Consider the following 12,283-nt stretch of genomic DNA (forward strand, 5'->3'; position numbering starts at 1 on the left):
CATGACTGTATTGGATTCCAGCCAAATACAAGAAATTATCCCCCACCGCTATCCCATGCTTTTGATTGACAAGGTTATCGACCTGGTTCCCGGCGAAAGCGCCGTGGCCATCCGCAACGTGACCAATAATGAGGCGGTTTTCCAGGGACATTTCCCGGGAAATCCTGTCCTGCCCGGGGTCTTGCTCGTGGAATCCCTGGCCCAAACCGGGGCCGTGGCCCTGTTAAGCGCCGACCGCTTCAAGGGTCAGACGGCCTATTTTGGCGGTATCAAAAACGCTAAGTTCCGCCAGATAGTCAAGCCCGGCGACCAGGTCAAGCTGGAAGTGACTTTGGAAAAGGTCAAGGGCCATATCGGCCTGGGGCAGGGAATTGCCTGGGTCGACGGGAAGAAGGCCTGCACGGCGGAATTGACCTTCATGATTTCAGGTGAGAAAAATGTTTGACAAAGTTTTAGTTGCCAACCGGGGCGAAGCCGCGGTCCGGATCATACGGACCCTTAAGGAAATGGGCATCAAGTCCGTCGCTATCTACTCAGTAGCTGACCGGGACAGCCTGCATGTCCAGCTGGCCGATGAAGCGGTCTGCGTGGGCGCTAGCCGCCCCAGAGACTCCTACTTGAACATTAAAAATATCATCTCAGCGGCCACCGGGACCGGGGCCCAGGCCATCCACCCGGGCTATGGCTTTTTGTCAGAAAGCGCGGAATTTGCCAGTCTTTGCGCGGCCTGCGGTTTGACCTTTATCGGGCCAAAGGCGGAAACCATCGACCAGATGGGCAATAAGGAACACGCCCGCCAGCTGATGATCAAGCACAAGGTGCCGGTTACCCCGGGCAGCCGGGACTTTATCAAGTCACCGGAAGAAGCTAAAAGGGTTGCTGCTGAAGTCGGCTACCCGGTCTTATTGAAGGCCGCGGCCGGCGGGGGCGGGAAGGGGATCCGGCAGGTTAAAGAGCCTGGTGAAATGGCTGACGCTTTCAGCCTGGCCCAAAATGAAGCCCGGCTGGATTTTGGCAATGACCAGATGTATCTGGAAAAGGTCTTGACCAATGTCAAGCACATTGAAGTCCAGGTCATCCGAGACAGCTTTGGCAGCTGCGTCTACTTCCCGGAAAGAGACTGCAGCCTGCAGCGGCGCAAGCAAAAGGTGATCGAAGAGAGCCCTTGTGAACTGATCAGTGAAAGCGATCGGGAAAAACTGGGCCAGATTGCTGTCCGGGCCGCCGAAGCAGCTGATTATCTGAATACGGGGACGATTGAATTTTTGATGGACCAGGACCATAATTTCTACTTTATGGAAATGAACACCCGCCTGCAGGTAGAACACACGGTAACGGAAATGGTTACCGGCGTTGACCTGGTTAAGGCCCAGATCCTGGTCGCGGCCGGGGAAAAGCTGCCTTTTAAGCAGGCAGACTTAGGCTTTAAAGGCAATGCTATCGAATGCCGGATTAACGCTGAAGATTCCAGCCGGGACTTCATGCCGTCAACCGGCCAGGTCGACTACCTCTTTTTGCCAGTCGGCAACCCGGGCATGCGGATTGATTCCGCCCTTTACCAGGGCATGGTGGTTTCGCCATTTTACGATTCCATGCTGGCTAAAATCATCGCCTTGGGCAGCAGCCGGCAAGAAGCAGTTGCCCGGATGCAGCGGCTTTTAAAGGAGCTGGTGATCCGGGGGGTCAAGACCAACCAGGACTTTCACCTGGCTATTCTGGCTGATTCGGAATTTAAGCAGGGGACTTTCACCAATACTTATTTAGAGAGGGAATTTTTGCCCCGCTGGAAGGAGCAGGTAGACAAGCATGAGACTGTTTAAAAAAAGAAACACGATCTCTGAGCGGCATGTTAAGGCTAATAAAAGGGCGGAAAACCTGGTGCCGAGCGGTTTGATGCAGCGGTGCCCGAATTGCGGGCTGGAATTTTTCGCCAGCCGCCTGGACAAGTACAAGACCTGCCCGGACTGCGATTACGGCTTCCGCTTGACCGCCAGGGAACGCCTGGCCTGGCTCTGCGAGGAAAGCGAGGAGTGGTTTAAGGATATTCAGCCCAGTGACCCCCTCCATTTTCCCAATTATGAGGCGAAAGTTGCCGCTGGAAAGAAAAAGACTGGCTTAAATGAAGCGGTTTGGACCGGCCTGGCCAAAATTGGCGGGCAGGAGACAGCCCTGGCCATCATGGATCCCTTTTTTATCATGGGTTCTTTAGGCCAGATGACCGGGGAAAAGCTGACCCGGCTCATTGAGGCAGCTACTGAAAAACGGCTGCCGGTCGTGGTCTTTACAGCCAGCGGCGGGGCCCGGATGCAGGAAGGGATCTACTCTTTGATGCAGATGGCTAAAGTGGTCAACGCGGTTAACCGGCATAAGGCAGCCGGTCTCTTATACCTGGTTGTTTTGACCGACCCGACTACCGGCGGGGTGACGGCCAGCTTTGCCAGTGAAGGTGACATTACTCTGGCTGAAGCTCACGCCATGGTGGCCTTTGCCGGCCGCCGGGTGATTGAGCAGACCATCCATGAGCAGCTGCCAAAAGATGCCCAGCGGGCAGAAAAGGTCTTAAAGCACGGCTTTATCGACCGGATCGTTTTGCGGCAGGAGGAAAAAGAGACCCTGGCCTGGCTGTTAAAGTACGGAGGGATGCAGGATGACTGATGCTATGGAAACGGTCCGGGCCGCCCGGGCCAGTGATAAATTGTCGGCTCACTATCTGCGGGCGCACTTGTTCAGCGACTTTGTGGAGCTGCATGGGGACCGGCAGGGGGCAGATGACCCGGCCATCGTTGGGGGGATCGGCCTGTTTGCCGGTCAGCCAGTGACCGTGATCACCACCAGCCGGGGAAATAAGCTGGAAGAGCGCCTGGCCAAGCACTTTGGCCAGCCGGAACCAGCCGGCTACCGGAAGGCGGCTCGCTTGGTCAAAGACGCGGCCCGCTTTAAGCGGCCGGTTCTCCTTTTTATCGATACGGCCGGGGCCTTTCCCGGTAAAGAGGCCGAATATGCCGGCCAGGGGCAGGCGATTGCCCAGTGCTTGACGGATATTGGCCAGGCCCAAACGCCAATTATCAGCGTGATTTTCGGTGAAGGCGGCTCTGGCGGGGCCCTGGCTTTGGCTTGCGGGGATGAGCTTTGGATGATGGAAAATTCCATGTATTCAGTCCTGTCTCCGGAGGGTTTTGCCTCCATCCTGTGGAAGGACGCCAGCCGGGCGGCTGAAGCAGCAGAGCTTTTGGGCTTGACGCCGGAATCCCTGCTCAAGGGGCAGGTGATCGAAGGCGTGATCAAGCAAGAAGGCAGCAAGTCTGCCCAGTGCCGGGAAATTGCCCGGGTTTTGGAAGAAGAATTAGCAAAATTGCAAAAGCTGCCGGTCAGCAGTCTGCTTAACCGGCGCTATGAACGTTTCAGAAAGTTTTAGGTGAAGAAGATGGCAGGAATTTTAGCTGGAAAAAAGTTTTTGGTAATGGGCGTGGCCAACAAGCGGTCCATTGCCTGGGGCTGCGCTGAGCAAATCAAGGCCCAGGGCGGGGAAGTGGTCTACAGTTACCAAAATGACCGCCTGGAAAAGAGCCTGCTCAAGCTGGGCCTGGCGGAAGAAGAAATGGTTGAATGTGATGTGGCCAGCGATGAGAGCATTGACGCGGCTTTTGACCAAGTGAAGGAAAAGTTCGGCCAGATCGACGGCCTGGTTCACGCGGTAGCTTTTGCCCCGAAAAATGAACTGGAAGGGTCCATCCTCAATTCCAGCCGGGAAGGCTACTTGACTGCCCAAAATATTTCCAGCTACTCCTTGATCGCCGTGGCTAAGGCTGCCCAGGAAAAGGAACTTTTGGCCCCTAAGGCCTCAATCGTTACCTTGACCTTCATCGGGTCGGAAAGAGCCATCGCCAATTACAACACAATGGGGATTGCCAAGGCGGCTTTGGAAAGTTCTGTCCGCTACCTGGCCCGGGATCTGGGCAAGACTGGCAGCCGGGTCAACGCGATTTCTGCCGGGGCCATGAAGACTTTGGCCGTGACGGGGATTGGCGGACACAAGGATCTCTTGGAGCAGTCCCGGTCCTTGACGGTTGATGGGGTCAATGTCAGCCTGGAAGAACTGGGTAACTGCTGCGCCTTCCTGCTCAGTGACCTGTCAACCGGCCTGACTGGCGATATCATCTACGTTGACAAGGGTGTTCACCTCTCCTAGGAGGCCGCGATGGAGATTTACTGCTACCTGGTCCTGCCTTCAACGCAAGATCTGGCTAAAAAACTGCTGGAAAAGAGAAAGCCGCCTTTTGCCGTTAGTGCTTTAGAGCAGACGCAGGGCTACGGCAAGCAGGGGCGGGCCTTTTATTCACCGAAAAATGGCCTTTACCTGTCAGTTTGCCTGGAAAAGCAAGAGAACCCCTTGCTGACCTTGGCGGTTGGGACAGCGGTAGCTGACTTCCTGCGGGCCAGGTACGGCTTAGAGATTGGCCTCAAGTGGGCCAATGATCTCTTTTATCAAGGGAAAAAAGTTGCCGGCATCTTGACCGAGCAGGTGGCAGGCGGGATAGTAGTTGGCCTGGGCCTCAATTTAGGCGCGGAACTTCCAGCCAGCCTGCCCCAAGCTACCCGCTTGCTGGAAGCGGGGGATTTTGATCCGCTTTTGGCAGATGATTTGGCCTGTGTGATCTGCCGGGCTGCCAGCTGGCAGGATTGCCTGCCCCGCTACCGGGAATTGAGCATCTTGACTGGCAGGAGGGTTACTTTGAAAATTGCTGGGCGGAACATCTCCGGCACTTGCGCCGGCTTTGATGAGCAGGGCCGGCTTTTGCTGGAAAAAGGCGGGAAGATCAGTGCCTGGTCCAGCGGGGAAGTAATTAAGACAAGTTTTTTGTAAAAAGCCCTTCCCTTTTCCGAAAACTTTTGCTATTATAAACATTGTCATCGGAAAGCCCACTTGGCGGAATTGGCAGACGCGCAGCGTTCAGGTCGCTGTTCTGGCAACAGAGTGAAGGTTCGACTCCTTTAGTGGGCATGACGCGAGCAAACAGAAATGCTTGCTTTTTTGTTTTATTTTTTATTTTCTATCTCCAGCTTATTTTTCAGGTCAAAAAAGAGCTCCCGGAATCCCAATGTCATTAAGTTAAGACATTGACTCTGAACGGAGAATGTCTTAGAACACTCATCAGAATTTGATGAGTGTTTTTTTGCTTAATTTTTAAAACCGCTTTACGCTATCTTCGATTAGAAATTTTATCAAAGGTGGCGTATTCTCATGACTAAGAAACATCAAGTCTTTAGACAGCTTGATTCTGTAACGGATAAGGCTGCCGAATACATCAATTACTTTGCTTATCACCCAAGTAAAGACTTCACGCGTAAAAGAAAACTGGATGCTAAGACATTCATTAAGACCACTCTTGGCATGCAAGGAAACTGCTTAAATAAGGAGCTAGCTGACGCATTTCCTAAGTTCTCTGAGCGAATGACCGCATCGGCTTACGAACAGCAGAAAGCTAAGGTTAACCCTAGATTGTTCAAGGTAATTCTGTATGAGTTCAATTCAACTCTGAAACAGCCTGCTTTGTATCGTGGCTATCGACTGCTGGCAATCGATGGTAGTGACTTTGCTTTGCCATATGATAAGCATTCACCATTTCTATGCAATATTCAAACAAGAAAAACACCTTCGGCCGATAATAAATTAACGACCAAAGGTGCTTGCTTGATTCATGCCAATATCCTTTACGATATCGCAAATTGTTGTTACCTAGACTGCTTATTGCAATCACGAAAGGGTATGGATGAACGCAGTGCGGCTGTGCACATGCTTCAGAACTTAAGACTTCAGCACCGCTATATCGTACTGATGGATCGTGGCTATGAATCCTTCAATCTTTTCGAGCATGGAAATCGACTGCCTGACTGCAACTATGTTGTTCGCCTCAGAACTAAAGATAAAGGTGCTATTCGGGAAATCAGTGCTCTTCCCGACCAAGAATGTGATCTTGAGATGACGTTTAACATCACCAATAGCGCCAAGCAAAAGAAGCTTCACCCGGAGTATCACAAAATCAATGCCCCAAATCGTCGCTATAAGGACAAATATTCACCCAAGTACCGTACAGCGCACTGGGATTTTGAAAGTTTTTGTCCGGTCCACTGCAGAATCGTTAAGCTTAAGATCAACGACCCACAATCGGGAAGCACCAAGTGGGAAGTACTAGCTACTAATCTAAGCTCGAACGACTTCCCGCTTAGTGAAATGAAAAAACTGTATCATCTGCGCTGGGATATTGAAAGCTCATTTCGCAAGCTAAAGTATGATCTCGGTGCAGTATGTTTTCATTCGAAAAAACCAGCATTTCAAGAAATCGAGTTGTACTCTCAACTGATTATGTTTAACGTGGTCAACAGAATCATATCCCTTTGCCGGGTAGCTGATGCTCACAGGAAATGGCCTCATGAGATAGACTTTAAAGAGGCGGTCAACATAGTTCACCGCTATTATACAACGTCCATGAAAGATGATCCAAAGCAGATGATTGAAGAAATAGAAGCGTATCATCATCCAGTCCGAAAAGGCCGAAAATATCCAAGACCTTTACGGTTTCAAGGTTCTGTTAGTTTAAACTATCGAATTTCGTAAAAAGACAGTCAATTGACTGCTTATTTGTCATGCCCCAAAAACAGAAAAGACACCTATCTAACATAGATAAGTGTCTCAAAACGGCTCCCTGTTCAAAGTAAATGCCTTAACTTAATGACATTGCCCGGAATCCGGGAGCTCTTTTGCTTTAGTTAAAGTTCTGGGCTTTTTTGGCGACCAGCTTGTTCTTCTGGAAGGTAACGTAGAAGTTGGCCTGGCCGTCGCTCTTCAAGCCGCTGGTGTAGAGCCAGAGGACCACGTCAGAATTGGAATAGTCAGATTCTGAGTAGCCGTTGGGCTTGCCGACAATGGCTTCGACTTCCTCTTGGGTCATCCCCTTTTTGAGGGACTTGTAGTCTTTGGGTGTAATTTGCTTGGACCGGTTGACGACCAGGCCGGAAATCTGCTTGGCGATAGCCACCCCGTTGGCGAATTCAACGGCCAGGTTGGCGCCGGCACTGCCGTTTTGGACCCCTTCCCAAGTGTAGATGGTGGCTTTGAGCTTGCTGGTTTTGGCCTTGCTCTTGGCGTCAGCTTCCCGGCCCAGGAGGTCAGTTACCTGGCTGGGAGTAGATCCGGTCTTTTCAACGACCTTGATCTTCTTGTAATTAGTGAGATTGATCTTGTTGCTGGTCTGCTTGACGACATTGGAGCTGGAAATTGAGCTCGCGGCCTTCTTGGCGCTTTCGCTGTCAGTCATGGCCTTTTTGCTGGAGCAGGCAGTCAGAGCCAGGGCCGCAAAAGCAATCAAGAGAACTTTCTTTTTCATGACATCCTCCATTTTTTTCGTTCTAGAATTTTCATCCCTTTTATTTTAGGCATTAAGAGCGGTCTTGTCCACGCCGGCAAGTAATTCTTAAAAGACCTTTTTGATAACTCGAAGGAAATAAATACCTGACCAGCCAAAAGGGGGCTAAGCAAAGGTCAGTGGCTTTAATCTTCGCTGGTTTAACCGACAGCCAGGAAAGCAATGAAAAGATCCTGGGCTACCTCAAAAAAGCTGGCCTTTCTGCATCTTTCGCCCTGCCAGCCGCCCGGGTCCGGGAAAACGACGTGCTGATCAAAGACCTGGTGAAAAGCCGCCAGCAGCTGATCGGAAGCGGCATCTTAGTAACAGAAGGGAGCCGGCTTGACGGCATTGCCCCTGAAAAGGCCCTGATCAAGGCCAAAAGCTCTGCCAGCGGCAGATCAAGGAGCAAGCAGCCGGCGGGGTGGCCCTGGAGAGTGCTTTCGGCGGCTTTCAGCGCAATATCGCTGATGACGTTTATGATGGAGCCTTCAAAGACCTTGTCATCACCAGCACGGCTGGGAACTGGTCTCATACCACTGGAAGCATTTTTGGAACAAGGTCATTGACTGGTTCATTAATAATCTGTAACAAGCTCAATCCCGCATGACTGCTGGGTTTGAGCTTTTTTCTTTGGTACTTTGTTTTGCTTATATTCCTACTGATAATATTTTCGACTGTGAAAATATTTGATTTATATCAAGAAAAGCGTTTACATAGTCCGAAGGAAAGCATATAATAATTTACAGGAATTAGGTGCTTTCATGCAAAAGAATAAGAGGTAACATAATGTATAAGGAATCATTTGCCGCGGCTGCTAGCGCGGCGCAAAAGAAATTTAACCTGCTGAAGACTAATCCAGCCGGCTATGTCGTGCTTTCCATTTTGGCAGGGATGTATATCGGTTTCGGGATCTTGCTGGCCTTCATGGTTGGGGGACAATTAGGAACTAACCCGGCCGCCAACTTGATCAAGGGGCTGATCTTCGGGGTTGCCTTGAGCCTGGTGGTCATTCCCGGAGCTGAACTTTTTACTGGCAACAACTTCGTGATGAGTGCGGGCCTTTTGGAAAAGAAGGTCAAGCTGGGCCAAGCGGGTCTTCTCTGGCTGGTTTGCTGGCTGGGCAACTTGCTGGGGGCTGGAATCTTGGCTTGGATGTTTGTCAAGTCCGGCCTGGATCTGCCGGTTACGGCAACTGTCTTCACCAAGGCGGCGGCTGCTAAGATCGCCCCGCCAGCTGGCCAGCTTTTCTTGCGGGGCATTCTCTGTAACATCTTGGTCTGCCTGGCTGTTTGGTCAGGCTTCCAGACCAAGAGCGACTCAGCTAAGCTGATCATGATCTTCTGGTGCCTTTTGGCCTTCTTCTCAACTGGCTTTGAGCACAGCGTGGCCAACATGACGACCTTCATCGTTGCCTTGCTGAATCCAGTGCAAGGGGCAGGCGCCGTTTCAGCCGGCGGCATGTTCTACAACCTGCTCTGGGTAACCCTGGGCAACATGGCCGGCGGTATTGTCTTTGTAGCCTTGCCATACTGGCTGGCTGCCAAGGACAAGCAATAATTAACTGAAAACTCCTTTCACAAAAAACAAGTCCTGCTTGATAAACTCAAACAGGACTTGTTTTGCTTTATTGGTGGATTACAGATGACTAAAATTTTAGGAAAAATCCAGGGAAGGTATTTTTAATACATGCTGAGCAAGAGCTGCTTGATTTCAGCCATGCTTGGCTGGCGCGGGTTTTGCACCGTGCACTGGTCATCGTAGACCCGGTCGATCATGGCTGGCAAGGCGGCGTCAAAGGCTCCCTTGCTGACCCCGTTGGCTGAAAGGGAGGGTTCAATATCGCAGGCCTTCATCAGTTCCCGGATCCGCTTGCAAAGAGAAGTAACCAGTTCCGCGTCACTCTTACCTGGCAGGCCTAAGCTGCGGGCGATATCAGCATAGTCTTTTTGGGCCCGGTAAACTTCATATCTTGGATAAGGCGTCCGCTTGACATTGCCACTGGCACCGTTGAACTTGATGACCGGCAGCATGGCAATTGAAATGCAGAGGCCGTGCGGGAAGCCGAAGGCCCCGCCCAGCTTGTGGGCAATGGAGTGGTTGAGGCCCAAGAAGGCGTTGGCAAAAGCCATCCCGGCCAAGGTTGCCGCGTAGTGCATGTTTTCCCGGGCTTTTTCTCCTTCATAAGTCGGGTGCTGCGGGTCGTACTTGTAAGAGGCTTCCAGGTTGCTCATGATCAGCTGGATGGCCTTGAGTGACCATGGCCGGGTGAAGTCACTGGCTGCAACAGAGACGTAGCTTTCCAAAGAGTGGGAGAGGCAGTCGAAGCCGGAGAAGGCCACGGTATGCTTTGGCACAGTCATGACGAAGGCCGGGTCAACGATTGCGACTTGCGGAGTCAGTTCGTAGTCAGTCAACGGGTACTTGACATGCTGCTTGTCATCGATGATGACGGCGTAAGGGGTGACTTCTGACCCAGTAGCTGAGTTAGACCCGGGAAAGGTGAGTGGCGAAAAACAGAGTAGGGATGAATTGCAAAAAGCTAGCAAATGAAAGCTAAGAAAAATTAGAAGAAAATTGAAAATAAAGATTGACGAAAACGAAAAAGCTAGTATACTAATATTTGTTGCCGCGTGAGACAAGCAAGTCTCGCGGAGGCAAAAAGAAAATATCAAAAACTTGTTGACAAGAATCAAACAAGAGAGTAAAATATAAAACGTTGCGTCACTAAGACGCAAGTTGGTACTTTGAAAACTGAACAAAGTTTCGCAGTGTGCGGGTCAAACATTGTTTGATCCAAACAAATAAGCGAAGTCAATTCACAAGCAAATAATCTGGAGCAGATTAAAAAAGCTCAATTTTCAAATTGAGAGTTTGATCCTGGCTCAGGACGAACGCTGGCGGCGTGCCTAATACATGCAAGTCGAGCGAGCTGAATTCAAAGATCCCTTCGGGGTGATTTGTTGGACGCTAGCGGCGGATGGGTGAGTAACACGTGGGCAATCTGCCCTAAAGACTGGGATACCACTTGGAAACAGGTGCTAATACCGGATAACAACATGAATCGCATGATTCAAGTTTGAAAGGCGGCGTAAGCTGTCACTTTAGGATGAGCCCGCGGCGCATTAGCTAGTTGGTGGGGTAAAGGCCTACCAAGGCAATGATGCGTAGCCGAGTTGAGAGACTGATCGGCCACATTGGGACTGAGACACGGCCCAAACTCCTACGGGAGGCAGCAGTAGGGAATCTTCCACAATGGACGCAAGTCTGATGGAGCAACGCCGCGTGAGTGAAGAAGGTCTTCGGATCGTAAAGCTCTGTTGTTGGTGAAGAAGGATAGAGGCAGTAACTGGTCTTTATTTGACGGTAATCAACCAGAAAGTCACGGCTAACTACGTGCCAGCAGCCGCGGTAATACGTAGGTGGCAAGCGTTGTCCGGATTTATTGGGCGTAAAGCGAGCGCAGGCGGAATGATAAGTCTGATGTGAAAGCCCACGGCTCAACCGTGGAACTGCATCGGAAACTGTCATTCTTGAGTGCAGAAGAGGAGAGTGGAACTCCATGTGTAGCGGTGGAATGCGTAGATATATGGAAGAACACCAGTGGCGAAGGCGGCTCTCTGGTCTGCAACTGACGCTGAGGCTCGAAAGCATGGGTAGCGAACAGGATTAGATACCCTGGTAGTCCATGCCGTAAACGATGAGCGCTAGGTGTTGGGGACTTTCCGGTCCTCAGTGCCGCAGCAAACGCGTTAAGCGCTCCGCCTGGGGAGTACGACCGCAAGGTTGAAACTCAAAGGAATTGACGGGGGCCCGCACAAGCGGTGGAGCATGTGGTTTAATTCGAAGCAACGCGAAGAACCTTACCAGGTCTTGACATCCTGCGCTACACCTAGAGATAGGTGGTTCCCTTCGGGGACGCAGAGACAGGTGGTGCATGGCTGTCGTCAGCTCGTGTCGTGAGATGTTGGGTTAAGTCCCGCAACGAGCGCAACCCTTGTCTTTAGTTGCCATCATTAAGTTGGGCACTCTAAAGAGACTGCCGGTGACAAACCGGAGGAAGGTGGGGATGACGTCAAGTCATCATGCCCCTTATGACCTGGGCTACACACGTGCTACAATGGGCAGTACAACGAGAAGCGAACCCGCGAGGGTAAGCGGATCTCTTAAAGCTGCTCTCAGTTCGGACTGCAGGCTGCAACTCGCCTGCACGAAGCTGGAATCGCTAGTAATCGCGGATCAGCACGCCGCGGTGAATACGTTCCCGGGCCTTGTACACACCGCCCGTCACACCATGGAAGTCTGCAATGCCCAAAGTCGGTGAGATAACCTTTATAGGAGTCAGCCGCCTAAGGCAGGGCAGATGACTGGGGTGAAGTCGTAACAAGGTAGCCGTAGGAGAACCTGCGGCTGGATCACCTCCTTTCTAAGGAAAACGGATGGATGGAGAGCAGAAATGCTAAAAGAAATCCATCAGTTACGGAAGCACACTGCAAAAGAAACTTTGTTCAGTTTTGAGAGTACCAACAATAAGTACTTGGGCCTGTAGCTCAGCTGGTTAGAGCGCACGCTTGATAAGCGTGAGGTCGATGGTTCAAGTCCATCCAGGCCCATTGAAATGCAAAGAAATCTCTTTACATTTCGGGCAAGATGGAGTAACATCTTAAAAGTTGATATTTTACGGGGGCATAGCTCAGCTGGGAGAGCACCTGCTTTGCAAGCAGGAGGTCATCGGTTCGATCCCGTTTGCCTCCATTGGCCGGAAGGCCAAGTTTGTACGTTGAAAACTGAATATCTTAATTCCAAGAAAAAACCGAGAATCATTGAGAACAATGAAAACATTGCAAAGCGACCGAGAGAGTTCGAAAGAACAAACTTGC

10 protein-coding genes, 3 tRNA genes, 1 rRNA gene and 1 pseudogene are annotated in these 12,283 nt (G+C 51.1%); 13 read left to right on the forward strand and 2 right to left on the reverse strand.

What is annotated here, in order from left to right:
• The first annotated feature begins 1 nt into the window (after nucleotide 1).
• The 8 genes from fabZ (at nucleotide 2) to LJ046_RS05915 (ending at nucleotide 6,616) form a co-directional block, all read left to right on the forward strand.
• The gene (gene fabZ, locus LJ046_RS05880; protein ID WP_002877460.1) at nucleotides 2-445 is read left to right on the forward strand and encodes a 3-hydroxyacyl-ACP dehydratase FabZ; all 444 of its coding nucleotides are present in this window, start codon (nucleotides 2-4) and stop codon (nucleotides 443-445) included.
• Nucleotides 438-1,820, forward strand: a complete 1,383-nt coding sequence (gene accC / locus LJ046_RS05885) for an acetyl-CoA carboxylase biotin carboxylase subunit (protein WP_002877457.1) — start codon at nucleotides 438-440, stop codon at nucleotides 1,818-1,820. The genes fabZ and accC overlap by 8 nt, the downstream gene beginning before the upstream one ends.
• Nucleotides 1,807-2,655 carry an acetyl-CoA carboxylase carboxyltransferase subunit beta gene (locus LJ046_RS05890; RefSeq protein WP_002877456.1) on the forward strand — a complete coding sequence of 283 codons (849 nt, stop codon included), beginning with the start codon at nucleotides 1,807-1,809 and terminating at the stop codon, nucleotides 2,653-2,655. The genes accC and LJ046_RS05890 overlap by 14 nt, the downstream gene beginning before the upstream one ends.
• The gene (accA, locus tag LJ046_RS05895; protein WP_002877455.1) at nucleotides 2,648-3,415 is read left to right on the forward strand and encodes an acetyl-CoA carboxylase carboxyltransferase subunit alpha; all 768 of its coding nucleotides are present in this window, start codon (nucleotides 2,648-2,650) and stop codon (nucleotides 3,413-3,415) included. The genes LJ046_RS05890 and accA overlap by 8 nt, the downstream gene beginning before the upstream one ends.
• 9 nt (nucleotides 3,416-3,424) lie before the next feature.
• On the forward strand, nucleotides 3,425-4,189 hold the full coding sequence (gene fabI / locus LJ046_RS05900; RefSeq protein WP_002877454.1) for an enoyl-ACP reductase FabI: 765 nt from the start codon (nucleotides 3,425-3,427) through the stop codon (nucleotides 4,187-4,189).
• Nucleotides 4,190-4,198: 9 nt separating this feature from the next.
• Nucleotides 4,199-4,864: a biotin--[acetyl-CoA-carboxylase] ligase gene (locus tag LJ046_RS05905; protein ID WP_002877453.1), complete on the forward strand. Its 666-nt coding sequence runs from the start codon at nucleotides 4,199-4,201 to the stop codon at nucleotides 4,862-4,864.
• A gap of 54 nt (nucleotides 4,865-4,918) precedes the next feature.
• Nucleotides 4,919-5,002 (forward strand) — tRNA-Leu (locus LJ046_RS05910).
• A gap of 240 nt (nucleotides 5,003-5,242) precedes the next feature.
• The gene (locus LJ046_RS05915; protein ID WP_072557713.1) at nucleotides 5,243-6,616 is read left to right on the forward strand and encodes an IS4 family transposase; all 1,374 of its coding nucleotides are present in this window, start codon (nucleotides 5,243-5,245) and stop codon (nucleotides 6,614-6,616) included.
• 148 nt (nucleotides 6,617-6,764) lie between these two features.
• On the opposite strand, the gene LJ046_RS05920 is transcribed toward LJ046_RS05915, so the two are convergent.
• On the reverse strand, nucleotides 6,765-7,385 hold the full coding sequence (locus tag LJ046_RS05920) for a DUF3862 domain-containing protein (RefSeq protein ID WP_002878944.1): 621 nt from the start codon (nucleotides 7,383-7,385) through the stop codon (nucleotides 6,765-6,767).
• A 158-nt stretch (nucleotides 7,386-7,543) separates the two neighbouring features.
• Here LJ046_RS05920 and LJ046_RS05925 point away from each other — a divergent pair, with 158 nt between their 5' ends.
• Nucleotides 7,544-7,972: a hypothetical protein gene (locus LJ046_RS05925; RefSeq protein WP_035176645.1), complete on the forward strand. Its 429-nt coding sequence runs from the start codon at nucleotides 7,544-7,546 to the stop codon at nucleotides 7,970-7,972.
• Nucleotides 7,973-8,192: 220 nt separating this feature from the next.
• Nucleotides 8,193-8,963, forward strand: coding sequence for a formate/nitrite transporter family protein (locus LJ046_RS05930; protein ID WP_002878945.1), 771 nt, complete (start codon nucleotides 8,193-8,195; stop codon nucleotides 8,961-8,963).
• Nucleotides 8,964-9,085: 122 nt separating this feature from the next.
• Here LJ046_RS05930 and LJ046_RS05935 read toward each other — a convergent pair.
• Nucleotides 9,086-9,895: pseudogene (locus LJ046_RS05935) on the reverse strand (iron-containing alcohol dehydrogenase); the annotation flags it as partial.
• Between the two features lie 370 nt (nucleotides 9,896-10,265).
• Here LJ046_RS05935 and LJ046_RS05940 point away from each other — a divergent pair.
• The 3 genes from LJ046_RS05940 (at nucleotide 10,266) to LJ046_RS05950 (ending at nucleotide 12,158) form a co-directional block, all read left to right on the forward strand.
• Nucleotides 10,266-11,829, forward strand: a 16S ribosomal RNA gene (locus LJ046_RS05940).
• Between the two features lie 113 nt (nucleotides 11,830-11,942).
• Nucleotides 11,943-12,016, forward strand: a tRNA-Ile gene (locus tag LJ046_RS05945).
• Nucleotides 12,017-12,085: 69 nt separating this feature from the next.
• Nucleotides 12,086-12,158 (forward strand) — tRNA-Ala (locus LJ046_RS05950).
• Nucleotides 12,159-12,283 lie beyond the last annotated feature (125 nt).

The sequence above is a fragment of the Lactobacillus delbrueckii subsp. jakobsenii ZN7a-9 = DSM 26046 genome (assembly GCF_001888925.1).
GTDB classification, from domain to species: Bacteria; Bacillota; Bacilli; order Lactobacillales; family Lactobacillaceae; genus Lactobacillus; species Lactobacillus delbrueckii.

Bases quoted from the DNA above. Each gene is read 5' to 3' on its own strand.
- fabZ (WP_002877460.1), top strand. From the start codon at position 2: ATGACTGTATTGGATTCCAGCCAAATACAAGAAATTATCCCCCACCGC.
- accC (WP_002877457.1), top strand. From the start codon at position 438: ATGTTTGACAAAGTTTTAGTTGCCAACCGGGGCGAAGCCGCGGTCCGG.
- LJ046_RS05890 (WP_002877456.1), top strand. From the start codon at position 1,807: ATGAGACTGTTTAAAAAAAGAAACACGATCTCTGAGCGGCATGTTAAG.
- accA (WP_002877455.1), top strand. From the start codon at position 2,648: ATGACTGATGCTATGGAAACGGTCCGGGCCGCCCGGGCCAGTGATAAA.
- fabI (WP_002877454.1), top strand. From the start codon at position 3,425: ATGGCAGGAATTTTAGCTGGAAAAAAGTTTTTGGTAATGGGCGTGGCC.
- LJ046_RS05905 (WP_002877453.1), top strand. From the start codon at position 4,199: ATGGAGATTTACTGCTACCTGGTCCTGCCTTCAACGCAAGATCTGGCT.
- LJ046_RS05915 (WP_072557713.1), top strand. From the start codon at position 5,243: ATGACTAAGAAACATCAAGTCTTTAGACAGCTTGATTCTGTAACGGAT.
- LJ046_RS05920 (WP_002878944.1), bottom strand. From the start codon at position 7,385: ATGAAAAAGAAAGTTCTCTTGATTGCTTTTGCGGCCCTGGCTCTGACT.
- LJ046_RS05930 (WP_002878945.1), top strand. From the start codon at position 8,193: ATGTATAAGGAATCATTTGCCGCGGCTGCTAGCGCGGCGCAAAAGAAA.